The organism is Sphingomonas eleionomae (genome assembly GCF_049889035.1).
In the GTDB taxonomy this organism is placed as follows: Bacteria; Pseudomonadota; Alphaproteobacteria; order Sphingomonadales; family Sphingomonadaceae; genus Sphingomonas.
In genome coordinates, this window is sequence record NZ_JBLTWP010000001.1 from 445,614 (window position 1) to 469,137 (window position 23,524).

At 65.9% G+C, this 23,524-nt stretch carries 21 protein-coding genes and 2 tRNA genes; 10 read left to right on the forward strand and 13 right to left on the reverse strand.

Translation table 11 applies throughout. From position 1 onward, the window contains the following. Window positions 1-10 precede the first annotated feature (10 nt). The 3 genes from ACNI3Q_RS02080 to ACNI3Q_RS02090 form a co-directional block, all read right to left on the reverse strand. Window positions 11-703, reverse strand: coding sequence for a glutathione binding-like protein (locus ACNI3Q_RS02080; protein ID WP_426273737.1), 693 nt, complete (start codon window positions 701-703; stop codon window positions 11-13). Between the two features lie 118 nt (window positions 704-821). Beyond that, the gene (locus tag ACNI3Q_RS02085) at window positions 822-1,340 is read right to left on the reverse strand and encodes a hypothetical protein (RefSeq protein ID WP_426273739.1); all 519 of its coding nucleotides are present in this window, start codon (window positions 1,338-1,340) and stop codon (window positions 822-824) included. Window positions 1,341-1,396: 56 nt separating this feature from the next. Continuing rightward, window positions 1,397-2,644: a TetR/AcrR family transcriptional regulator gene (locus ACNI3Q_RS02090; RefSeq protein WP_426273741.1), complete on the reverse strand. Its 1,248-nt coding sequence runs from the start codon at window positions 2,642-2,644 to the stop codon at window positions 1,397-1,399. 175 nt (window positions 2,645-2,819) lie between these two features. On the opposite strand from ACNI3Q_RS02090, the gene ACNI3Q_RS02095 reads away from it, so the two are divergent. Genes ACNI3Q_RS02095 through ACNI3Q_RS02105 form a run of 3 tightly spaced genes read left to right on the forward strand, consistent with a single transcriptional unit; the run spans window position 2,820 to window position 6,159 of the window. Beyond that, window positions 2,820-4,058 carry an acyl-CoA dehydrogenase family protein gene (locus tag ACNI3Q_RS02095; protein ID WP_426273744.1) on the forward strand — a complete coding sequence of 413 codons (1,239 nt, stop codon included), beginning with the start codon at window positions 2,820-2,822 and terminating at the stop codon, window positions 4,056-4,058. Then, on the forward strand, window positions 4,055-5,140 hold the full coding sequence (locus ACNI3Q_RS02100) for a Zn-dependent alcohol dehydrogenase (RefSeq protein WP_426273746.1): 1,086 nt from the start codon (window positions 4,055-4,057) through the stop codon (window positions 5,138-5,140). Before ACNI3Q_RS02095 ends, ACNI3Q_RS02100 begins: the two co-directional genes overlap by 4 nt. Next, window positions 5,137-6,159 (forward strand): phosphotransferase family protein, encoded by a 1,023-nt coding sequence (locus ACNI3Q_RS02105; RefSeq protein WP_426273748.1) that lies wholly within the window; start codon window positions 5,137-5,139, stop codon window positions 6,157-6,159. Before ACNI3Q_RS02100 ends, ACNI3Q_RS02105 begins: the two co-directional genes overlap by 4 nt. A gap of 22 nt (window positions 6,160-6,181) precedes the next feature. Here ACNI3Q_RS02105 and ACNI3Q_RS02110 read toward each other — a convergent pair whose 3' ends face one another. Together ACNI3Q_RS02110 and ACNI3Q_RS02115 are read right to left on the reverse strand one after the other, a co-directional pair. Further along, window positions 6,182-7,957, reverse strand: a complete 1,776-nt coding sequence (locus ACNI3Q_RS02110) for a cation:proton antiporter domain-containing protein (protein WP_426273750.1) — start codon at window positions 7,955-7,957, stop codon at window positions 6,182-6,184. Window positions 7,958-8,104: 147 nt separating this feature from the next. Beyond that, window positions 8,105-9,328 (reverse strand): NADP-dependent isocitrate dehydrogenase, encoded by a 1,224-nt coding sequence (locus ACNI3Q_RS02115; protein ID WP_426273752.1) that lies wholly within the window; start codon window positions 9,326-9,328, stop codon window positions 8,105-8,107. 135 nt (window positions 9,329-9,463) lie between these two features. Between ACNI3Q_RS02115 and ACNI3Q_RS02120 the strand changes: the two genes are divergently transcribed. Both ACNI3Q_RS02120 and pssA read left to right on the forward strand, forming a co-directional pair. Next, the gene (locus ACNI3Q_RS02120) at window positions 9,464-10,195 is read left to right on the forward strand and encodes a phosphatidylserine decarboxylase (RefSeq protein ID WP_426273754.1); all 732 of its coding nucleotides are present in this window, start codon (window positions 9,464-9,466) and stop codon (window positions 10,193-10,195) included. Further along, window positions 10,195-11,001: a CDP-diacylglycerol--serine O-phosphatidyltransferase gene (pssA, locus tag ACNI3Q_RS02125; protein ID WP_426273756.1), complete on the forward strand. Its 807-nt coding sequence runs from the start codon at window positions 10,195-10,197 to the stop codon at window positions 10,999-11,001. The genes ACNI3Q_RS02120 and pssA overlap by 1 nt, the downstream gene beginning before the upstream one ends. Here pssA and ACNI3Q_RS02130 read toward each other — a convergent pair. Beyond that, window positions 10,949-11,155, reverse strand: a complete 207-nt coding sequence (locus ACNI3Q_RS02130) for a hypothetical protein (RefSeq protein WP_426273758.1) — start codon at window positions 11,153-11,155, stop codon at window positions 10,949-10,951. The two genes, pssA and ACNI3Q_RS02130, sit on opposite strands and share 53 nt — an antisense overlap. A 252-nt stretch (window positions 11,156-11,407) precedes the next feature. Here ACNI3Q_RS02130 and rpsB point away from each other — a divergent pair, with 252 nt between their 5' ends. Both rpsB and tsf read left to right on the forward strand, forming a co-directional pair. Continuing rightward, window positions 11,408-12,229 (forward strand): 30S ribosomal protein S2, encoded by an 822-nt coding sequence (rpsB, locus tag ACNI3Q_RS02135; protein WP_426273760.1) that lies wholly within the window; start codon window positions 11,408-11,410, stop codon window positions 12,227-12,229. A gap of 116 nt (window positions 12,230-12,345) precedes the next feature. Further along, on the forward strand, window positions 12,346-13,275 hold the full coding sequence (gene tsf, locus ACNI3Q_RS02140; RefSeq protein WP_426273762.1) for a translation elongation factor Ts: 930 nt from the start codon (window positions 12,346-12,348) through the stop codon (window positions 13,273-13,275). 249 nt (window positions 13,276-13,524) lie between these two features. On the opposite strand, the gene ACNI3Q_RS02145 is transcribed toward tsf, so the two are convergent. From ACNI3Q_RS02145 to moaA, 3 genes are all read right to left on the reverse strand, one after another. Next, window positions 13,525-13,599 (reverse strand) — tRNA-Asn (locus ACNI3Q_RS02145). A 49-nt stretch (window positions 13,600-13,648) separates the two neighbouring features. Further along, a complete protein-coding gene (locus tag ACNI3Q_RS02150) occupies window positions 13,649-14,434 on the reverse strand; it encodes an NAD kinase (RefSeq protein WP_426273764.1) in 786 nt (261 codons plus the stop codon). Beyond that, the gene (gene moaA / locus ACNI3Q_RS02155) at window positions 14,431-15,429 is read right to left on the reverse strand and encodes a GTP 3',8-cyclase MoaA (protein WP_426273766.1); all 999 of its coding nucleotides are present in this window, start codon (window positions 15,427-15,429) and stop codon (window positions 14,431-14,433) included. The genes ACNI3Q_RS02150 and moaA overlap by 4 nt, the downstream gene beginning before the upstream one ends. 45 nt (window positions 15,430-15,474) lie before the next feature. Between moaA and ACNI3Q_RS02160 the strand changes: the two genes are divergently transcribed. Further along, on the forward strand, window positions 15,475-17,493 hold the full coding sequence (locus tag ACNI3Q_RS02160) for an EAL domain-containing protein (protein WP_426273767.1): 2,019 nt from the start codon (window positions 15,475-15,477) through the stop codon (window positions 17,491-17,493). Here the strand turns inward: ACNI3Q_RS02160 and ACNI3Q_RS02165 are convergent. Further along, window positions 17,490-19,550, reverse strand: coding sequence for an NAD(+) synthase (locus tag ACNI3Q_RS02165; protein ID WP_426273769.1), 2,061 nt, complete (start codon window positions 19,548-19,550; stop codon window positions 17,490-17,492). The two genes, ACNI3Q_RS02160 and ACNI3Q_RS02165, sit on opposite strands and share 4 nt — an antisense overlap. 44 nt (window positions 19,551-19,594) lie before the next feature. Next, a complete protein-coding gene (locus tag ACNI3Q_RS02170) occupies window positions 19,595-20,344 on the reverse strand; it encodes a murein L,D-transpeptidase catalytic domain family protein (RefSeq protein WP_426273771.1) in 750 nt (249 codons plus the stop codon). Between the two features lie 196 nt (window positions 20,345-20,540). On the opposite strand from ACNI3Q_RS02170, the gene ACNI3Q_RS02175 reads away from it, so the two are divergent. Beyond that, a complete protein-coding gene (locus ACNI3Q_RS02175) occupies window positions 20,541-21,260 on the forward strand; it encodes a L,D-transpeptidase family protein (RefSeq protein WP_426273773.1) in 720 nt (239 codons plus the stop codon). 81 nt (window positions 21,261-21,341) lie between these two features. Further along, on the forward strand, window positions 21,342-22,574 hold the full coding sequence (locus tag ACNI3Q_RS02180; protein WP_426273775.1) for a GNAT family N-acetyltransferase: 1,233 nt from the start codon (window positions 21,342-21,344) through the stop codon (window positions 22,572-22,574). 5 nt (window positions 22,575-22,579) lie between these two features. Here the strand turns inward: ACNI3Q_RS02180 and ACNI3Q_RS02185 are convergent. Beyond that, window positions 22,580-22,654, reverse strand: a tRNA-Glu gene (locus ACNI3Q_RS02185). A 22-nt stretch (window positions 22,655-22,676) separates the two neighbouring features. Then, a complete protein-coding gene (locus tag ACNI3Q_RS02190) occupies window positions 22,677-23,504 on the reverse strand; it encodes a TrmH family RNA methyltransferase (protein ID WP_426273778.1) in 828 nt (275 codons plus the stop codon). Window positions 23,505-23,524: the final 20 nt, after the last annotated feature.

Below are 23,524 nucleotides of genomic sequence, written 5' to 3' on the forward strand. Positions count from 1 at the left end.
CGTTATCGGATCATTTCGCGGCGTTCTGACCGAACAGGACGCGCTTTTGCTCTTCGGTCATCGGCGTATCGGCCGGACGGATCTTTTCGCCCAGCGCATAGGCCGCGATCGTTGCGGGCCGTGCTGCGATCGCATCGAACCAGCGTTTCAGGTTGGGGAAATCCTCCAGCCGCTGTCCCTGCGCTTCATAGGGGACGATCCAGGGATAGGCGGCCATGTCCGCGATGGAATATTCCCCTGCGATGAACGCCCGGTCGGCCAGCCGCCGGTCGAGCACGCCGTACAGCCGCGCGGTTTCCTTGACATACCGGTCCACGGCATAGGGAATCCGTTCGGGGGCATAGCGGCTGAAATGATGGTTCTGCCCCGCCATGGGGCCCAGGCCGCCCATCTGCCAGAACAGCCATTGCGCAACCTCGATCCGGTTGCGGGCGTCCGTGCCGCCGAACTGGCCGGTCTTGTCGGCCAAATACTGAAGGATCGCGCCGCTTTCGAAAATGCTGACCGGTGCGCCGCCATCGGCCGGGGCATGATCGACGATCGCGGGCATCCGGTTGTTGGGCGCGATGGCCAGAAATTCCGGCTTGAACTGATCGCCCGTACCGATGTTGACCGGATGGACGGTGTAGGGAAGGCCGGTTTCCTCAAGGAACAGGGTAGTCTTGTGGCCATTGGGCGTCGGCCAGTAATGCAGGTCGATCATGTCTTGCTCCGCCTGATGCAGTTGGCCAACAGGTAGGTGCTGGCCAGCGCGGGGCAAGGCGGCCGTACCGCCTAGAAATTGTTTCGCCCCCCGCCGCTACCGCTTCGCCTGTTCCGCGTCAGGCAGCGGCCTTGCATCCCCGCGTGCGATGGACGCCGCGCAGGAAGCCGCGCCGGGCATGGCCGGCATCGATCGCCGCCTGCAGCCGCCGGTCTGCGCCCGCCGCGCCGCTGATTTCGCGCACCAGGCCGCGGAACGGGATCAGCGAATTGACGACGGCGCGGCCGCCGGCTTCGGCCACCTTGCCCTCGCGGCTGCGCTCTTCTGGGGTGGCGTCGAAATCGGGACCAAGCACGGCGCTGAGTTCGCCAAGCGCCTGCGTGATCTGCCCACAGGTGCGGATGCCGGTCAGGCTGTAGGGCGCTGCCTGCGCCTTGACCAGCACCTCGGGCGTTTTCGTCTCGACCGCACCCACGTCCCGCGCGGGTTGGCTGACGATATCGCCGGCGACCTTGCCGGTCTTGTCTTCCTTCTTGTCCTTTTCCTGCGCGGCGTCCTGACCGGGCTGCGGCCGGGCGGCGGCGGGCAGGGCGGGCAGCAGGGCAAGGATCATCAGCGGGGCTAGGGCATGGCGCATGGTGCAGTCTCCGTTTCGACCCACCAACGATCCTTGCCGCGCGCTGGTTCCAGCCGTTAATGACGATCGATTACATGGCCGTCGAACAGCCCCGCCATCAGGGTCGAGGCATAAAAGGCGACCGCCCGTTCGCGCGGCATCGCGCTGGCCCATTTGCGCATGTCGAACGCGGCATTGAGCAGCGCCATCAGCGCCTGGGACGCGACCAGCGGATCGACCGCCCGGATCGTTCCTTCGCTGATCCCGTCGCTGATCGTGCCGGCAAAGCGGCGGGCGATCATGTTCGATCGGTCGACCATCGCCTGACGCGCAGCGGGCGGCAGACCGGACAGCGCGGTGGTGCGCAGCAAGGGTCCCCGTTCCGAAAACTGGATGTCGAGCAGCGTTGCGACGACATCGGTCATCCGCTGCCAATGCGTGCCGCCGCGCGCATCCGCCGCACGCTGCGCTGCGCTGATCAGGTCGAAGCTGCGCCGATAGCACGCGGTGACCAGTTCGTCCTTGGCATCCAGGTGATGATAGAAACTGCCCTTGGTGACATTCAGCTCCGACGCGATCCGGCTGACCGACGCCCCCCGATAGCCCAGTTCGTTGATCAGCCGGGTGGCGGCCAGCAGAAACGCCTCACGCTGCGGCTCGCTTTCCACCGGCTCCAGCGTCAGCAGCTGAGGCGCCCAATGCTGCCCCGGCGCGGCCAGTCCGCCCGCGAACAGGTCGCCAAGCCGGGCCTGCACCCGGTCATACTGATCGATGGCATAGCGTTCGATCCACGCATTCAGCCAGAAGGTGTTTTCCAGCAACACGTGCGCCCGCGCGCCGTACAGGTCGGTCTGAGCCCGGCCGGCGGCGTCGCCCCAAAAGCGTCGGGCGGTGCGGAACACGTCGCGCCATCCGGCCAGCAGGCCCGACCGCATCGGTTCCTCCATCGCGCGGAGATCGGACAGGATGGCGAAGTTATGCACCTCCCCGCGGCGGATCGCGGCCATGCGGGCCATGTTGATCGCCAGATACCGCTGAACCCGTGAAGCCGGATCGCCCTCTGCCATCGCCTCCATCAGCATCGCCCGCAGCCGGCCCAGCGTATGTTCGAACGCAGCGGCGGCCAGATCCTCTTTCCGGCGGAAATAATAGGTGACGCTGGTGGTATTCAGGCCGACACGCCGTGCCACATCGGCAAAGGTCATGCCCTTTGCGCTTTGTTCGTTGATCGCGTCTGCAGCGGCGGCAAGGATCGCGTCCCGCTTTTCCTGATACCGCCTGGTCCCCTGCGCCTCGCCCTCGCGCACATCCACCCGATCGCCCATCGGTTCAGCTTAGCAGCTTGTTTTCGTGCTACCAGTATTTTCTGTCGGTAATGGCCCCAAACGGAAAACCGGGGATGCTATCGTTCAACTCACCCGATGTGCGGCTTTACCGAACAATGGGTATGTTCTACCCCTGTGGTGCTGGCGGTGGAAACCGCGACGGAGAGGATGGCCGATGGACTTTACCCTGACCGATCGACAGGCGGCCTATCGCGACCGGGTGCGCGCCTTTATCGCCCGCGAAATCGCGCCGCGCGATGCCGAATATCATGCGCATGTCGCCGGTGTCGACCGGTGGCAGCCGGTACCGCTGATCGAGGCGCTGAAGGAAAAGGCGCGGGCGGCCGGCCTCTGGAACTTCTTCATGCCGCCTCATTCGGGCCAGACGCATGTCGACGACAGCTTCGTGTTCGAAGGGGATCAGCTGACCAATCTGGAATATGCCCTGTGTGCCGAGGAGATGGGGCGGATCGGCTGGGCCAGCGAATGTTTCAACTGTTCCGCGCCCGACACCGGCAATATGGAGGTGCTGCACCGCTATGGCACGCGCGAGCAGAAGGAGGCGTGGCTTCGTCCGTTGATGAATGGCGACATTCGCAGCGCCTTTCTGATGACCGAGCCCGCCGTCGCATCGTCCGACGCGACCAATATCGAAACGTCCATCGTCCGGGATGGCGATGACTATGTCATCAACGGGCGGAAATGGTGGTCGTCCGGCACCGGGGATCCGCGCTGCAGGATTGCCATCGTGATGGGCAAGACCGACCCGGAGGCGCGCCGACACCAGCAGCAGTCGATGATCCTGGTCCCGCTGGACGCGCCGGGCGTGCGGATCGAACGGATGCTGTCCGTCTATGGCTATGACCACGCGCCCCATGGCCATGGCGAGGTGGTGCTGGACAATGTCCGCGTTCCCGCCGCCAACCTGTTGCTGGGCGAGGGGCGGGGCTTTGAAATCGCGCAGGGACGGCTTGGCCCCGGCCGCATCCACCATTGCATGCGCACCATCGGTGTGGCGGAGGTCGCGATCGAGGCGATGGCCCGGCGGCTGATGGCGCGCACGGCGTTCGGCAAGCGCATTGCGGAACATTCGATCTGGGAACAGCGCATCGCCCATGCGCGGATCGATATCGAGATGACGCGCCTGTTGTGCCTGAAGGCGGCGGACATGATGGACCGCGCGGGCAACAAGGCGGCCCAGCTGGAAATCGCGATGATCAAGGTGCAGGCGCCGACGATGGCACTCAGCGTGCTGGACGATGCGATCCAGGCGCATGGCGGCGCGGGCGTTTCGGATGATTTCGGCCTGGCCAGCGCATGGGCCAGCATCCGCACCCTGCGCTTTGCCGACGGACCGGATGAGGTTCACAACCGCGCCATCGCACGCGCCGAATTCGGGCGATACGGCGCGTGAAGGCTGCGGTCCTGCGTGCGGCGGGCCAGCCGCTGTCCATCGAGCAGGTGGTGATCGATGCCCCCGGCCCGCGCGAGGTATTGATCCGCACGGCCGCGTGCGGCGTGTGCCGGTCGGACCTGCATTTCGTCGACGGCAGCTTTCCGCACCCCGTGCCGACCGTGCCCGGCCATGAGGCATCGGGCGTTGTCGAGGCGGTGGGCGAGGGGGTTACGACGGTTCGCCCCGGCGATCATGTCATCACCTTCTTCACCGCCTTTTGCGGGTCGTGCGAATACTGCGTCACCGGCCGCCCGTCCCTGTGCATCGATCCGTCGACGCGTCGGCCGGCCGGTGCCGAACCCCGGTTGTCGCTGGCCGATGGCACGCCGCTTAACCCGTTCCTCAATCTGTCGGCCTTTGCCGAACAGATGCTGGTCCATGAAAACGCCTGTGTGGCGATCGACCGGGCGATGCCTCTGGAACGGGCCGCGCTGCTCGGCTGTGCCGTCATCACCGGCGCTGGCGCGATCTTCAACGACAGCAAGGTGCAGCCGGGGGAAAGCGTTGCCGTGATCGGGGCGGGGGGCATCGGCCTTGCCGCGATCAATGCGGCGCGGATTGCGGGCGCCGGCATGATCATCGCCGTCGACCCGCTGGCCGACAAACGGGCCACCGCCATGGCGATGGGCGCGACCCATGCGATCGATCCGGGCGAGGCCGGAGCCGCCAAATCTATTCAGGTCCTGACCAATGGCGGCGTCCATCACGCGATCGAGGCGGTGGGACGGGGGGACACGGCAGAGCTTGCCTGGACGATCCTGCGCCGGGGCGGCACGGCGACGATCCTGGGCATGATTGCGCCGGGCCAGTCGGTCAGCCTGCCCGGCCCGACCTTTCTGACCGGAAAGAAGATTCAGGGATCGCTGCTGGGGTCAACGCGCTTTCCCGTCGACATGCCCCGGCTGGTCCGGATGTATCTGGACGGGCTGCTCGACCTCGACAGGATGGTGGCGGAAACGATTGCGCTGGAGGATGTGAACGATGCGCTGGAAAAGCTGCGCCGTGGCGGCGCGGTGCGTTCGGTGATCCGGTTCGGATGAGCGACCTGGACGACGCCGCGCTGGATCGCTGGATGACGGCGCATCTGCCGGGCCATCACGGCCCGGTCCGCTGCACCAAATTTTCGGGCGGGCAAAGCAATCCGACCTATCGTGTCGACGGTCCCGCCGGTTCGTGCGTCCTGCGCCGCAAGCCGTTCGGGCCGATCCTGCCATCGGCCCATGCCATTGAGCGCGAATATCGTTTGATCGGTGCGCTGCACCCCAGCGGCTTTCCGGTCGCCCGGCCGATTGCCCTGTGCGAGGATGCCGGGGTAATCGGCGCGCCCTTCTATCTGATGGAGGAGGTGAGGGGCCGGACGCTGTGGGACGGAACGCTGCCCCGTATGTCGCCCGATGACCGACGGGCGCATTATCATGCGCTGATCGACACGCTCGCCGCCCTGCACGCGATTGATCCGGATGCGGTCGGCCTGTCCGATTATGGCCGGCCGGGCAATTATTTCGAACGGCAGGTGGACCGATGGTCCCGGCAATATCGCGCCAGTCAGACAGATGACCTGCCGGAGATCGAGCGGCTGATCGACTGGCTGCCGCGGTCCGTTCCGCCGCAGACGCGGGTCAGCATCGTGCATGGCGATTACCGGATCGACAATCTGATCTTTGCCGATGACGGGCCGCGCGTGCTGGCCGTGCTCGACTGGGAATTGTCGACGCTGGGCGATCCGCTGGCGGATTTCAGCTACCTTCTGATGAACTGGGTGACAGAGCCGGAGGGGCGATCCGGGGTCAAGGGGCAGACCGGGCCAGCAACGGGCATCCCCACGCTGGAAGAGGCGGTGGAGCGATACTGCGCCGCCACGGGCCGGGACGGCGTGCCCGACCTAGACTGGTATTTCAGCTACAATCTCTTCCGGCTGGCCGGGATCGTTCAGGGAATCAAGCGGCGGATGATCGATGGCAATGCGTCCAGCACTGCGGCGGCCGATGCGGTTGCGCGCCTTCCCGCACTGGCGGCGGCGGCGTGGCATTTTGCCGAGCGGGCCGGGGCAGGGGACTGATCCGCCGCCCGGCCGGCGACCGTCATTCGGCTGCCGACTGGCGCACTCGGCGGATGCGGGGTTCCCGGTCCAGCCCGGCGGCATGCTGAATGCCCTTGCGCATCTCGTCCCGTTTTTCGTGGATGCTGGCAATCACCGGTCCCATGGCCACGCCCAGGTCGACCAGCACCGCCTCGGCCAGCTGAAGCGAGCTTTCCAGCGTTTCGGGCACCGCGTCGGTGGCCCCGGCCTTGTACAGTTCGGCGGCATGGTCCTGATCGCGCGCGCGGGCGATGATGGGCAGATCGGGCAGCCAGCCGCGCACCCGCTTGGTCAGCCGCACGGTCAGCACCGGTTCGTCCATCGTCAGGATCAGCGCATCGGCACGGCCAAGGTTCAGCCGGTCGACCAGTTCGGCCCGCGACACATCGCCAAAGATCATCGGATATCCCGCCCGCCGGGCATCGGTCACCGATTCGATATTGGCGTCGACCGCGACAAACGTCTTGCCGTGCGCACGCAGCAGATCGGCGACCGTGCGACCAACCCGGCCAAATCCGATGATGACGGTACCCGGCCCCTCGCGCCCCACCTCTGCCTCGGGCGGCAGTTCGCCAGTGCGCTGTTCGATCTCGCGCGCGATTACCTGCCCCGTCTTGGCCAGCAGCGGCGTGATGGTCAGCCCGATGGCGGTCACCGCAGTCCAGAACGCCGCCGTTTGCGGATCGATCAGCAGCGCGGCGGTTGCGACGCCAAGCACGATCAGCGTCGTTTCTGACGGACTGGCCATCATCACCGCGGTTTCGATTGCGGTGCTGTTGCGCGCGCCCGACAGGCGGAGCAGCGCGGCCGTAACCGTCGTCTTGGCCAGCATGACGCCGACGATGGCGCCGGTCACCATCGCCCCGTTTTCGGCCAGGTATCGCCAGTCGAGCCGCATCCCGACCGTGATCAGGAACACGCCGAGGGCAAGGCCGCGGAACGGCGCGGTCATCACCTCGACCTCGCTGTGATATTCGGTTTCCGCGATCAGCAGACCGGCAAGCAGTGCGCCGACGATGGGGCTGAGCCCGGCGGCAGAGGTGACCAGGCTGGCCACGATGACGACCAGCAGGCTGGCAGCCAGGAACAGTTCCGGGTTCTTTGCCCGTGCCGCCTGTCCGAACAGGCGCGGCAGGACGAAGCGCCCGGCAATGTAAAGGCCAACGACGCTGATCGATCCGGTCAGGGCGATGTCGGCCAGCCCGACCCAGCCCTCGTCACTGGCGGCCGGGCCAAGCGCGCCCAGCAGGAAGATGATCGGCACCAGCGCCACGTCCTCGAACAGCAGCATGGCGAACGCCGCCTTGCCCGCCGGTCGCTCGGTTCCCGCGATCGGCAGCACCAGCGCGGTGGAGGATAGCGACAGGGCGAGGCCAAGACCGATCGCCGCCGCCCAGCTTTGCCCGAAAAACTGCAGCGCAACCGCGATGAACAGTGCCGATCCGAACAGCTCCGCCGCGCCCACGCCGAACACCAGCCGCCGCATCGCCCATAGCCGCTTGAACGACAGCTCAAGGCCGATGGAAAACAGCAGCAGGATGATGCCGAACTCGGCAAATGGCTCGATCGATTCCGGGTCGGAAATGGTGATGTAATAGAGCCACGGCGCCTGGGGCACGAGCGCGCCCAGCCCGGCCGGGCCGACCAACAGGCCGACCAGAATGAAGCCGATCACGGGGCTGATCCGGAACCGGGCAAAGGCGGGGATGACAAGGCCTGCCGCGCCAAGGATGACGAGGGCGTCGGAAAATCCATTGCTGGCAAGGCGGAGGTGCATGGCCCGACCTTAATCACGCGCGGCACGATCGGGAAAGCATTCCCGTCCCGATACGCAGCTTTTTTGCGCGGCGGCCAATGCGGCAAAACAAAAAAGGCCGCCCGGAAGGGTTTCCGGGCAGCCCCTGTTTGTCGTTCGGCAGGCTGATCAGCCGGTGATCTTGCCCATTTCCGCTTCCAGATTGGTGCGGATCGCCTCAAAGAACTGTTCCGTGGTCATCCACGGCTGATCCGGGCCGATCAGGATGGCCAGATCCTTGGTCATCTTGCCGCTCTCCACCGTTTCGATGCAGACCCGCTCCAGCGTCTCGGCAAACTGCGTCACTTCAGGCGTGCCGTCGAACCGGCCGCGGAACTTGAGGCCGCCGGTCCAGGCAAAGATCGACGCGATCGGATTGGTGCTGGTCGCCTTGCCCTGCTGGTGCTGGCGATAGTGGCGGGTGACGGTGCCATGGGCGGCTTCCGCCTCGACCGTCTTGCCGTCCGGCGACATCAGGACGCTGGTCATCAGGCCCAGCGAGCCAAAGCCCTGAGCGACCTGATCCGACTGGACGTCGCCGTCATAATTCTTGCACGCCCAGACGAACTCGCCATGCCACTTCAGGGCGCTGGCCACCATGTCGTCGATCAGGCGGTGCTGATATTCGATGCCGGCTTCCTTGAACCGGTCGTTGAACTCCGCCTGATACACGTCCTCGAAAATGTCCTTGAACCGGCCGTCATAGGCCTTGAGGATCGTGTTCTTGGTCGACAGGTAAACCGGCCAGCCAAGGTTGAGGCCGTAATTCAAGCTGGCGCGCGCGAAATCGCGGATCGATTCGTCCAGATTGTACATCGCCATGGCGACGCCAGCGCCCGGGAAGTCGAACACTTCGCGGTCGATGCTCTCGCCATTCGCGCCTTCCCAGACGAGGCGCAGCTTGCCCGGGCCGGGGACCAGGAAATCGGTCGCGCGATACTGGTCACCGAATGCGTGACGGCCGACGACGATCGGCTTGGTCCATCCGGGGATCAGGCGCGGCACATTCTGGATCACGATCGGTTCGCGGAACACCACGCCGCCCAGGATGTTGCGGATGGTGCCATTGGGCGACCGCCACATCTTCTTCAGGCCGAACTCCTCGACCCGCTGTTCGTCCGGGGTGATCGTGGCGCACTTCACGCCAACGCCGTACTTCTTGATCGCATTGGCGCTGTCGATCGTGATCTGATCGTCGGTTTCGTCACGCTTTTCGACGGCGAGATCGAAATAAACCAGGTCGATATCGAGATAGGGCTGGATCAGCCGCTCGCGGATCCATTGCCAGATGATCCGCGTCATCTCGTCGCCGTCAATCTCCACGACCGGCGTCTTGACCTTGATTTTCGCCATGCGTTCGCATTCCCGATTTAGAGGTTTTGGGGTTTCGCTGCCTCCTAGGCACAAGCGGGCGGACGATCAACCGTCCGGAACAAGGACCCTTGCTGGGCATTGTGTTGCAGGGACAGCACAGTTAGACCTGATGGGATGCAAGAGATCGAACCTGGTTCCGGCCTGCCACAGACAGTGAAGTGGCGTTGGCCGTCCATCCATCCCGAAGGATGGAAATATATCGCCATCAGCGGCGTGACCGCTTTCGTCTTTCTGGTCGCCATCTGGGACGAGCTGGGGTTTGCGCTGGTCGGCCTGACGATCTGGGTCGCTGCCTTTTTCCGCGATCCGGTGCGCGTGACGCCGCAGGGCGCCGACCTGATCGTTTCGCCCGCCGACGGGCTGGTCACCATGGTCCAGCGGGTGCCGGTGCCGCCCGAACTGGGCGGGCCAGGCGGATTGCCCGATGCAACGCGGGTTCGCGTGTCGGTGTTCATGAGCGTGTTCGACGTTCATGTGAACCGCACCCCGGTGACCGGCACGATCACCGAACATGTCTATATCTCCGGCAAGTTTCTGAACGCTGATCTCGACAAGGCGTCGGACGAAAACGAGCGCCAGCATCTGGTGATCGAACGGCGTGATGGCGTGCGGGTGGCGATGACGCAGATTGCCGGCCTGGTCGCGCGCCGCATCCTCAGCTTTGTAAAGCCCGGCGACATGGTCGTTGCGGGCCAGCGGGTCGGGCTGATCCGATTTGGCAGCCGGGTCGATGTGTGGTTGCCCGAGGGGGTGGAGCCGCAGGTGGCGCTGGGTCAGCGTGCGATTGCCGGTGAAACCGTGCTTGGCCGGATCGGCGTGGCGGCACCCACTGGCGTTTCGCAATAATGCTCGGCCCGCGCCGGCGCGCGATCCGGGCACCCCGGCCCCGTGGCGGAATTCCGCTCAGGACCATTGCGCCGAACGCGGTGACTGCGCTGGCACTATGTTTCGGCCTGACCGGTGTGCGCTATGCCATCGGCGCCGAGTTCGAGCGCGCGGTGACGATGATCCTGATTGCTGGCGTGCTGGACGGCATCGACGGCCGCGTCGCGCGGATGATGCGCGGTGAAAGCCGGTTCGGGGCTGAACTGGATTCGCTGTCCGACGCCATTTCGTTCGGCGTTGCGCCTGCGCTGATCGTCTATCTCTGGTCGCTGGTCACGCTGCCCCGGATCGGATGGCTGTGTGCCCTGATCTATGCGGTGTTTTGCGCGCTGCGACTGGCGCGGTTCAATGCGGCGATCGATCTGGATGTTCAACCGCACAAGTCCGCTGGCTTTCTGACCGGTGTTCCCGCTCCGGCCGGTGCGGGTCTTGCCATGCTGCCCATCTTCATCTGGCTGTGGAGCGGGGAGGAACTGCTCCGCTCTCCCTGGATCGTGGCGCCATGGATGGCGTTTGTCGCGTTTCTGATGGCGTCCAGCCTGGCAACCTATTCCTGGGGATCGCTGAAACTGCGGCCCAATATCCGGTTCGAGGCGATCCTGATCGTTGTGCTGTTCGGCGCTGCACTGCTTTCCGCGCCGTGGCAGACGCTGACCGCGATCTGTGTGCTGTACGTGGCCACGATCCCGTTCAGCATCGCATCCTATCGCCGGGTCAGGCGGCTGCGCGCTGCCGCGCCGCAACCGGCCGAATCTGCACAGGGGTAACGCGCATCTGAACGGCGGCGGCGTCGAACGGCCGTGCGCCGTTGCGGATGAGGTCCAGCCAGAGCGCACCGCGCTGCTCAAGCGCGAACAGGATGCCGAACAACGCCGTCAGCATTCCGGCAGCAATCACCAGCGAAACGAGCAATGCAATCATCGTCCATCTCCAACCCCGGCGGGACCATACCCGAACCGAATGGATCGATTCGGCGAACCCATCCCCTGTGGATAAGTTCCATGATCCCGGTGTGAACGCCTTATGTTCTATTCCCGTTCTCACTGTCAAGCATTGCTTTGCGACCTGCCATGGATTAAGCGACGCCGCATCTCTCATGGGTGGTACATAACCCGGTGTCGGGCGTCGTCCGATATTCACCGCCCAGAGGACTAACCGGAAGGAGACTATCCCATGGCGGCACCTGTCGTCACTCTGCAGCAATTGCTCGAATCAGGCGCGCACTTCGGCCACCAGACGCACCGCTGGAACCCGAAGATGAAGCCCTACATCTTTGGCGACCGCAACGGCGTCCACATCATCGACCTGTCGCAGACCGTGCCGCTGTTCGCGCGCGCGCTCGAATTCGTCAGCTCCACCGTCGCCTCGGGCGGCAAGGTCCTGTTCGTCGGCACCAAGCGCCAGGCGCAGGAGCCGATTGCCGACGCCGCGCGTCGTTCGGGCCAGCATTTCGTCAACCATCGCTGGCTGGGCGGCATGCTCACCAACTGGAAGACGATTTCCAACTCGATCAAGCGCCTGAAGACGCTGGAAGAAACGCTGTCTGGCGACACGCACGGCCTGACCAAGAAGGAAGTGCTGAACCTGACGCGTGAGCGCGACAAGCTGGAACTCAGCCTGGGCGGCATCCGCGACATGGGCGGCATTCCCGACATCATGTTCGTGATCGACGCGAACAAGGAAGAACTGGCGATCAAGGAAGCCAACACGCTGGGCATCCCGGTGGTTGCGATCCTGGATTCGAACGTGTCACCGGACGGTATCGCGTTCCCGGTTCCCGCGAATGACGACGCCAGCCGCGCCATCCGCCTGTATTGCGAAGCCGTGGCGATTGCCGCGACCCGTGGCGGGCAGGAGCGTCAGGCCAAGTCCGGGTTCGACCTGGGCGCGATGGACGAGCCGCCGGCCGAGGAAGCACTGAGCGAGCCGGAAGCGCCCGCCGCTGCGACCGAGCCGGAAACGGCAGCCGAGGGCGAGCGTCAGATCGACGCCTGAACCCGGTTTCGGGATATCGGCGCCCGGCATCGGGCGTCACCAATTTGTCATCCGGGCGGGGCAGGGCATTGATGCACTGCTCCGCCCGTACCCATAGCTGAAACGAGGAATTGAACATGGCCGAGATCACTGCAGCCGCGGTCAAGGAACTGCGCGAGCGCTCTGGCGCCGGCATGATGGATTGCAAGAAGGCGCTGGCCGAAAATGGCGGCGATACCGAAGCCGCCATGGACTGGCTGCGGACCAAGGGCCTTGCCGCCGCCGCCAAGAAGTCGAGCCGCACCGCGGCCGAGGGTCTGGTCGGCGTCGCCGTTGCCGGGACCAAGGGCGTTGCGGTCGAGGTGAACAGCCAGACTGATTTCGTCGCAAAGAACGAGATTTTCCAGTCGTTCGTGCGCGACGTCACTGCGCTTGCGATGGACGTCAACGATATCGACGCGCTGAAGGGCGCAACGATGCCGCAGGGCGGTACGGTCGAGGACGTGCTGACCGCGAACATCGCCACCATCGGCGAAAATCAGGTGCTGCGCCGGATGAAGCGGATCGAAGTCGCGCAGGGCGCGGTGATTCCGTACGTCCACAACGCTGCAGCGCCGGGCATGGGCAAGATCGGCGTGCTGGTCGCGCTGGAATCGGATGCCGGTGTCGATGTGCTTGAGCCGCTGGGCAAGCAGCTGGCGCAGCACGTCGCCGCTGCCTTCCCGCTGGCGCTGGACGAAACCGGCCTGGATCAGGACATCCTGGAGCGCGAGCGCGCCATCGCCACCGAAAAGGCCGCCGAAAGCGGTAAGCCCGCCGACATCATCGCCAAGATGGTCGAGGGTTCGGTGAAGAAGTTCGCCAAGGAAAACGCGCTGCTGAGCCAGCCCATCGTCCATGACGGCAAGACCCCGGTCGCCGACGTGGTCGCCAAGGCTGCAAAGGATGCGGGCGCGTCGATCAAGCTGGTCGATTATGTCCGCTTTCAGCTGGGTGAGGGCATCGAAAAGGAAGAGAGCGACTTCGCCGCCGAAGTCGCCGCCGCGGCCGGCATCAGCAAGGGCTGATTCGGCAGCCATCGCGCTTTCGCGATGACCGCAAAAAATGGGGGCCGGGCAGCAACTGTCCGGCCCCTTTTTTCATTACCCGTCCGGCACGGCGATACGGCGCGATGGCGATGGCGATGGCGATGGCGAATCCATCCGCCCGGCGGTGATCCCGCTGGCCCCTGCATCGATGCCTGACGGACACAGCGAACCGCCCCAAACCGCGATTTGCGGTTCAGGCCCGATGGCGTCCGACGATGTTGGAAAAGGTGGCTCCCTGAGTAGGATTCGAACCTACGGCCGCTCGATTAACAGTCGAGTGCTCTACCGCTGAGCTATCAGGGAACACGGCGGAGCGGGCTCTATAGCGCCCTGAACGCGGGTTGCAACCCCCTCAGGAAATGAACTGTTCCATCGTTATGCGTTCGTCCAACGCATGTTCCGGATCGAACATCAAGGTCAGCTCTCTCGTGCGATCCACGACCACCTCGACCCGGGCGACATCGCGCACTTCGCGCTGATCGGCGACCGCGCTGACCGGCCGCTTGGCCGCTTCCAGGACGTCGATGACGATGCGCGTCTTGTCCGGCAGAATCGCCCCGCGCCAGCGCCGGGGACGGAACGGGCTGATCGGCGTCAGGGCCAGCAACGCGGACCCCAGCGGCAGGATGGGGCCGTTGGCGGACAGGTTATAGGCGGTCGATCCCGCCGGGGTCGCCACCAGCACGCCGTCGCATACCAGTTCCGGCATCACGCGGCGGCCGTTGACCGAAATTGCCAGCTTTGCCGTCTGCCGCGTTTCGCGCAGCATCGACACCTCGTTGATCGCGGGCAGCACGACCTGTTCCCCCGACAGGGTTGTCGCCGTCATGGTCAGCGGCGTGACCTTGAACGGCTTGGCGCGCGCCAGCCGCGAATCGAGCCCGTCCAGCCGCCAGTCGTTCATCAGGAAACCGACAGTGCCCCGGTTCATGCCGAATACCGGCACGATGCGATGCCGTTCCAGCATGGCGTGAAGCGTTTGCAGCATGAACCCGTCGCCGCCCAGCGCGACGATCATGTCCGCCCGGTCGATTGACACCCAGTCATAGGCATCGCGCAGATCGCCCAGCGCCGTCTTTGCAACATGGCTGGACGATGCGACCAGCGCACGGGCGGTCGGGGTGACGATCCCGCTCATCCGCCGGTCACGCTCATATGACGGCTGACGGCGGGCGCGGCGCCGCTGGCGATGACGAAATCATGGGCAGCAGGTTTGATCGCGATGGCCGCATCAATCGCGGCATCCACCGCCGCCAGCCCGCCGGACCGAATCGCAGTCTTCAAATCCACCCGATCATCCTGTCCCAGGCAAAGATACAGCATCCCCTCCGTCGTCAGCCGGACCCGGTTGCACCCTGAACAGAAATTCTGCGTCAGCGGCGAGATAAGGCCCAGCCGGGTACCCCCGTCGCCAACCCGCCAGTAACGCGCCGGCCCGCCGCTGCGATGCGCGTCGGTGGCAAGGTCGAACTGCCGGTGCAGCGCGTCCAGAACCGCGGTCAGCGGCAGGAACCGGGCGGCCCGGTCCTGATCCACCTGGCCCATCGGCATGGTTTCAATGAGCGTCAGGTCCATGTCCTGCTGCGCGCACCAGGCAAGCATCGATCCAATCTCGTCGTCGTTGATGCCGTTCAGCGCGACCATGTTGATCTTGACCCGCAGGCCCGCCGCACGCGCCGCGTCGATGCCGCGCAGGACATCGGCCACGTCTCCGCGCCGGGTGATGGTGCGGAACCGTTCGGGATTGCGACTGTCCAGGCTGACATTGATCCGCCGGACGCCTGCATCGGCCAGCTGTGCCGCATGACGATCCAGCTGCGTCCCATTGGTCGTCAGGGTCAGCTCGTCCAGCCCGCTGCCGATATGCCGTCCCAGCCGCCGGATCAGATCGCCGACATCGCGGCGCACCAGCGGCTCGCCGCCGGTCAGCCGGATCCTGGTCACGCCGCGCGCAATGAACCGCTCGGCGATCATGGCCATTTCATCGAGGGACAGGACCTGATCGCGGGGCAGGAACTGCATGTCCTCTGCCATGCAATATCCGCAGCGCAGGTCGCACCGATCGGTCACGGACAACCGCAAATAGCTGATGACGCGGCCATGCCGGTCGATCAGGGGGCGCGGTGTTTCCATAATCGCAAGAGCTAGGCCCTATGGAGGATGCGCACAAGGCCGGTTATGGCGGTATCGGCAGCATCGGGGCGGGACGGACGCGGTTTGAAGGGACACGGCAATTCGCAGGCGGAACCGGCGGCAATGCCGCTGTTCGTGCTGTCCTTTCGCCAGCGGGACGAACTGGCCGCCCAGCTGGCGGGACCGGCATGGCGGGTCGTCGCCGCGCGGCGGGGCGAGGGCGTTGCCCGGCGGTATCAGGCGAGCGGCGCGGCGGTGGCGATCATCGATGCGCGCGGCGCGATTGACGACGGGGTGGCCGCCACGATCGAGATTGGCCCGCTGATCCATCGGCTGGGCCATGCCCTGCTGGTGCTGATTTCCCGACCGGACGACGAACGGCTGCCACGGCTGATCGCGGCGGGTGCGACGCATTTCATCGTCAGCCCCATTACATCGGTGATGCTGGCGCAGTCGCTGGTGCTGGCCCGCGCCCATGTCGACCGGATGGGCGGCGGCTGGCGGATTGCCGGCACGGGCACGGGCACGGCGCTTGGGTGGCGCCATGATCCGGCGATGCGCAGTTTCCAGATGACGCCCGCGCTTGCCCGGATGCTGTCGCTTGCCGAGGATGCGGGGCCGGGGGCCATTCTGTCGCGCATGACGGTTCAGGATCGCACGCTCGGCAAATCGGCGATTCGCCGCATTGCCGACGGGCCGGGCATCACCGCCTTTGCCCATGACCTTGCCGGGATCGGACGGGTGGTCAGCCATGTGCAGCATGACGCCGATACCGGGCGCTGGCATTGCCTGATCGAACCGCTGGACACCGCGCCCGAACCGCGCGTCGAATTGCGCGATGCCCTGACCGCTGCACGGGACGAGGAGGCTGCACGCCACTGGATCGGCCGGATGCTGGGCGATGGCAAGCCGGTGGTCGCAATCCGGCTGATCGTCGGGCAGGTGGAGGCGATCGACCGCGCATACGGCCCGGCGGCGCGGGACCGCATCATCGCGACCTTTGCCCGGCGGATCGGCAACGCCGCCCGCGATCTGCTGGGCCGTCAGATTGTCGTGGCACGCGAGGGGCGGTCTGGGTTCCTGGTCGCCGCCACCGGGATCGATCCGGCGCGCGCCGGTTTTGCCACCGAACGTCTGGCCGATCTGTTGAAGGAACCGGTGCTGGTCGGCGAACGGCCGCTGCTGCTGTCCGTCCTGTCGGGTCACGCATGGAGCGGGGCGGGCGAGGGCGTCGATGCCCTGTTGCGGCGGATCGTCGTCACGGCGGACGCAGCGGGGCGGGCGGACGCGACCGATGGCGGGACGGACGATGCACTGGCACGCGATGTGACCGCCGCCATCGACAGCGGCGCGATCGAAATCCTGTTCCAGCCACAGGTCGCCATGGCGTCCGGCGAAATTGTCGGTGTCGAGGCGCTGGCCCGGTGGCGGCACCCGCAGCGCGGCGAAATCGGCGCAGAGGCGCTGTTCGCCGCCGCCGAACGGGCGGGCATGAGCCTGACGCTGTCCGATCACGTGCAGCGCCATTCGCTGTCGCTGGCCGCGCGGTGGCCCGCAACGCTTGCGCATCTTCGCCTGTCGATCAACCTGACCGCCGCCGATATCGCCAGCCCCAGCGCCGCCGCAGTGCTGCTCGACCGCATCGACCGCAGCGGATTTCCGCGCGACCGCTTGACGATCGAGATTACCGAGGGCGAGTTGATCGAGGAACTGGATCAGGCCGCGCTGGTGCTGGGCGCGCTGCGGGCCGGGGGGTGCCGGGTGGCGATCGACGATTTCGGCACCGGCTATTCCAGCCTTGCCTATCTGAAGGCGCTGCCCGTCGATTACCTGAAGCTCGACCGGAGGCTCAGCGTCGATATCGAAGGATCGACGCGCGGCCGCGTGGTCGTCCGCGGGGTCATCGACATCGCTCGCTCGCTTGGCCTGACCCTGATCGCGGAGGGCGTCGAAACCCGCGCCCAGCGCGACCTGCTGGCTGGCGAGGGGTGCCAGCTTTATCAGGGGTATCTGTGCGCGCCGCCGCTGGACGGCCCGGCGCTCGCCCGGCTGATGCAGGGTTAGATCAGGTCCGCAGGGACGTTGGCGCGCAGTTCGTCCAGCCACACCGTCGCCACGCTGTCCGAAGGCGCGCGCCAGTCTCCGCGTGGCGACAATGCGCCGCCGCCCGACACCTTTGGCCCGTTGGGGATGGCCGACCGCTTGAACTGGCTCGTCTGGAAAAACCGGATCAGGAATTTTTCCAGCCAGTGCCGGATGGTCACCAGATCATACCCCTTCCGGTCGCCCGCCGGATACCCCGCGGGCCATGCACCCGCAGCGGCATCGCGCCAGGCGTGCCACGCTAGGAACGCGACCTTTGACGGCCGCATCCCGTACCGGACGATGTGGTGCAGAAAGAAATCGTTCAACGCATAGGGGCCGATGATCGATTCGGTGCTCTGGATCGCGCCGTCGCTGCCCGGCGGGACCAGCTCGGGCGAGATTTCGGTATCCAGGATCGCCTGCAGCACCTGATTGGCGGCATCGTCGAATTGGCCATCGCGGATGCACCAGCGGATCAGATACTGGATCAGCGTCTTGGGAACGCCGGCATTGACCGCATAATGGCTCATCTGGTCGCCGACGCCATAAGTGCACCAGCCCAGCGCCAGTTCGCTCAGGTCGCCGGTGCCGACGACGATGCCCTGCCGCTGATTGGCGATGCGGAACAGATAATCGGTGCGCAGGCCCGCCTGAACATTCTCGAACGTGATGTCGTGCACCGGTTCGCCGTTGGCAAAGCCGTGCCCGATATCGGTCAGCAGCTGCCGGGCGGCGGGGCGGATGTCGATTTCCTCCGCCGAAATCCCCATCGCCCGCATCAGCGCCCAGGCATTGCCCTTTGTCCCGTCGCTGGTGGCGAAACCGGGCATGGTAAAGCCCAGAATATCGGTGCGCGGGCGGTTCAGCCGATCAAAGGCCTTGGCCGCGACGATCAGGGCGTGGGTGGAATCAAGGCCGCCGGAAATGCCGATCACCAGCCGCTTTGCACCCGAAGCCACGATCCGCTGGCGCAGCCCCTCGACCTGGATGTTGAACGCCTCGAAACTGTCGGCATCCAGCATCGCCGGATCGTCGGGGACGAACGGAAACCGGGGGACGGCGCGCATCAGGCCGCGGTCGCTGCCATCGGGCTGATGCACGAACCCGATGCGGGTGAACCGCTGTTCGGGATGACCGGCGGCGTCGGCGGCATCGTTGAACGTGCCGTTACGCATCCGCTCCAGCCGGATGCGCTCCACATCGACATCGGCCAGCACCAGCTCGCTGGCGACATCGAACCGTTCGGATTGCACCAGCAGCTCGCCCAGCTCGTGCACCATCCCCTGACCGTCCCAGGCAAGGTCGGTGGTGCTCTCGCCCGGTCCGCTGGCGGAATAGACATAGGCCGCGATGGCGCGGGCCGACTGGCTGGCGCACAGCATGGCCCGTTCGCGCGCCTTGCCGATGACGATGTTGGATGCCGACAGATTGGCCAGCACCGTCGCCCCGGCCAGCGCACCATGCGTGGATGGCGGGATCGGTGCCCAGAAATCCTCGCACACCTCCATGTGCAGGACAAAATCGGGCACGTCTTCGGCGGCAAAGATCAGGTTGGTGCCGAACGGCACGGTCTGTCCCGCCACGGCGATCGTGCCGCCCGGGACGCCGCGACCGGGGGCAAACCACCGCTTCTCGTAATATTCGCGGTAATTGGGCAGGAAGGTTTTCGGGACCACGCCCAGGATGCGTCCGCGCGATATCGCGATGGCGCAATTATACAGGCGGTTGTTCCGGCGAAGCGCCGCGCCGACGGCCAGCACGGGGCTCAATTCCGCGCTGGCAGCCACGATCCGGGCCAGCGCGGCCTCTGTCGCATCGCACAGCGCATCCTGCAGGTGCAGGTCGTCGATGGCATAGCCGGTGATGCACAGCTCGGGATAGACCAGCAGGTCCGCGCCCTGCGCCGCGCCGCGCCGGGCGAGGTCGATGATCGATTCTGCTGCGGCCGCCGGATCGGCCACCGTGCCGCGCGGCGTACATGCACCGACGCGGATCAGGCCATGGCGATGGATGCTGGTAAAGGACGGGGCGCTCATGCCCGCGCTTTTACGCACAAAAGGACGAATGCGCCACTAACGGCTCAGGCAAGAACCGATTTGCCGGCATAGATCATGCGGCCTTCGCCAAGTGCGCCGAACAGGTTCGCCAATTCCGTCTCGCCAACCGCGAAACAGCCCTGACTGCGGCCAAGCTTGCCATGTTTTTCGATCATGTCGGCATTGGCGTACCAGGCGGCGTGGATCACGATCGCCCGCTCGAATGCCAGGTTGTTGGTGGGGTCCAGCCCCATCAGTCGCTGGGAATGGCCATGCTGGCCGACATAATAATCACGCGTCACATAGGTGCCGGCCGACGTGCACTCGCTGTCCGGCACATTGGAAAAGCGTTGCAGAAAGCCGCTATGGCCGGGGTCGGACCCGATGCCGTGCGCGACCAGCAACTCGCGGACCTTTCCGTCCTCCAGGTTGATCAGCTGCAACCGGGGGCGGGCCGAACCGGGGGTGAAATCGGCAATCACGATGCGATCGCGCGCCGGGATGCGGGTGCCGTGCCACTCCATCGCGGCCAGCGCCCGGCGATACAGGTCCGCCCGCACGCCGCGCGGCGCATCCCCGCGTGCCACCAGCGCAGGCGGCTCGGCGGGCAGGGCACCGGCGGGCACCGGCGTCGGCTGGCGCGGCGCAGCCGCCGTGGCGATGCGCAGGCCGGTGGTCGCTGACCTGGTTGCGCATCCGGTCAGCACGCCAGCACCGATCAGCGCCGCGCCGGTCAGAAACGCCCGGCGCCCGGCCAGTGCCGGATCGGCCGGAGAGTGCAGTGGATCAGTCATCGGCATTGGCCAACATTGCGCGCCCGTCTTGTTTCAAACCCGAATAGCATGGCTTGGCGATTTCGTCCTGTCCATTGCCGCCACGTCCGGCGTGCTGGTCGCTCCTGTCGCACGGCTGATCGTGCGCCCTTCAGGGTTGACGTGCCGTTAACCGGGACTCGCCAAGCGGCATGGAAATGGGAATAATCCCGCTGCAATGTGCGAGTCACGCCTGATCCTGACGCTGTGCGCCGTCGTCTTGACGCTGATTTCCGGCGGGATTGCTCGCGCGGCTGAACCGGCGGACCTGCCGATGCCGGTCGTGGCGGTGGAGCGGATGCGGCCTGGCGATCACCGCTGGTTCGACGATGCCGGAGCCGCCGGCCCGGTCGCCATCGTCATCTCGATCCCCATGCAAAAGGCGCTGGTCTATCGCGGCGACAGGCTGATCGGCATATCGACCGTCTCGACGGGCAAGCGCGGCAAGGAAACGCCGATCGGGGAATTCACCATCCTTCAGAAAAAGGTGTTTCACCGCTCCAATCTCTATTCCAACGCGCCGATGCCGTACATGCAGCGGCTGACATGGACCGGCATCGCGCTTCATGCGGGTCAGCTGCCCGGATATCCTGCCTCGCATGGCTGCATCCGGTTCCCGCTCGCCTTTGCCCGGCGGCTGTATCAGGAAACGGAAATGGGCGGCACCGTGGCGGTAACCGACCGGCCGATTGCGGTGCTGCGCCATCCGGATCGCCCCTTGCCGCCGCCGATCATCGAAATCCTGCCCGATCCGGTCAATGACGCACGGTTCAACATGGTCGTCGCCGCAAACTGGGTCGCCGTCGCACCGGGAGAGGTGGCGTTCGGCCCCGCGCGCCCGGTGATTCAGCCGATCCCGGCCGTGCAGCGGGTGCCGCGCAGGTCCCGCTACCGCTGATCCGCCGGATCGCAGCGCCGCCTTGATCGACCCGGTTTACCAACCGGTATGGTTTATCTGCCTATAGCGCCTGCATCCGGGATGCAGGAGGCGGCAGACAAGATGGCGGGTGGACGCGCCGAGGAGGAGAACCGGGACGACCGGCCGCCGGTGGCGCATCTTCTGTCCGGCTATCCCGCCGTCATCGACCGGACCTGCGCGCTCGATCTGCCCAGCCATCAGTTCCTCCGCCGCAGCTGGTTCGGCAACAGCCGGACGCCCGGCGCCCGCACGCTTTACATCGAACGCGTCGACCGGACCCCGCTGGCCGCCATCCCGATCGAACCGGCAAATACCTCGTTCCCCGGCATCAATGCGGTTGGTGGCGGGTACTGGCCGTTCCGCAGCTTCCCCGCTGCGGCCGATCTGACCAGTCTCGATCTGGCCCGCGCCCTCTCTGTCCCCCGCATTCAGCAGGGCATCGGGCCGGTGCTGCGCATCGGGCCTGCCTATGCCGGGGATCGTGCTGCCCTGCTGATGCGGGAGGCGGCGGCAATGCTCGGCTGGCAAATCCTGGTCCGCCGGCTTGGCACGCGCTTCGTTCAGCAGGTGGATGATCGGATGATTGCCGAAGGGGCGCTGGGCCGGTCGCGCCGCCGCCGGATCGCGGGCGCGGAACGCCGTCTGGCCGAACTGGGCACGATCGCCGTCGGCATCGTCCGGGGGGCGGAATGGTGCGACGTCGTGCTCAACGATCTGGGCAGGATCGAGGCGCAAAGCTGGATCGGCACCGATACCGACCGCAGCGGCGCAAAGTTCATCGACCCCGCCGCCCGTCGGCGCTGGCTTGAGCTGCTGGCCGACCGGCATCTGGCCGAACGGTTGCACGCGACCATCCTGTATGTGGACCATCAACCGGTCGCCTTTTCCTTCGACCTGATTGCCGGCACCATGCTCTATGCCATCGCATCGGGCTATGATCCCGCCTTTGCCCGGTTCGGGCCGGGCATGATCGTAACCCGGCACAGCCTGGATCACGCAATCGCATCGGGCGTGCGGACGATCGACTGGGGCTGCGGCGATACGGGATACAAGACCGAGATGGGGGCCACGCCCGATCAGGCGATAGAGGACTGGCTGATCGTTCGCGGCAACGTGCTGGCGGCAGCCCTGCGTCCGGTGTGGGAGGATCAGCAGGAACCGATGGGCCGCGCAGTCACCGCCGGCCTTTCCGGCGCGATGAGCGAACTTGGAACCGCCCGCCGTTCCCGCATGGAGCGGCTGATCATGCCCGGACTGGCCGTGGCCGCCGCCGCCATGATGATGTCGGAATGAACCGTTGGTGACCCCTACGGGAATCGAACCCGTGTTTCAGCCGTGAGAGGGCCGCGTCCTAACCGCTAGACGAAGGGGCCGTCTGGTTGTGGAGCGCGGGCATTAGGCCTGGCGACCGGCAGCGTCAAGGCGGACGCGGCGCTGGTTCAGCACCTCATAGGCCATGACGGCGGTGGCGACCGCCGCATTCAGGCTGTCGGCGCGGCCCAGCATGGGAATTTTGACAAGGACGTCGCACGCCTCGGCTATTTCGGGCAGCATCCCCTGCGCCTCGTTGCCGGTCAGCAGAAAGGTTGGCGGACGGTAATCGGGCAGCTGGTAATCGACGGCCCCATCAAGGTGCAGGCCGACCAGCTGTCCTTCGCCCCCGCGCAGCCAGTCTAGAAACCCTGACCAGTCGGACCGGGCCAGCGCGACCGTAAACAGCGCGCCCATGCTCGCCCGAACGGCTTCCACCGAAAACGGATCGGTGCATTCGCCGATCAGGATGACGCCGCCGGCGCCGACCGCGTCTGCGGTGCGCAGGATCGTGCCAAGATTGCCGGGATCGCGCAGCCGTTCCGCCACCAGCCAGATCGGCGCAGCGTGGCGGTCGATCCGGTCAAGGGCGGTGGGCAGTTCGGCATAAACGCCGATCACTGCGCCCGGATTATCCTTTCCCGACAATTTGGACAGGATGTCGTCGCTTGTCTCGATCGCCTCGCCGCCCGCCTGCTCGACGGCCGAAACCAGGCGGCGAACCAGGGGATGCGATGCCGACTGGTCGGCAAAGAACAGCAGCTCCGGCACATGGCCGGTATCCAGCGCCTCGGTCAGGATGCGCAGTCCCTCCGCCAGGAACCGGCCCTGTTCGCGCCGATGACGCTTGTCGCGCAGCGCGCGAACGTCCTTGATCAGGGGGTTGGAAAAGGCGGTGATCTGACGGGTCATGGCGGCGTCCTATCATGGAC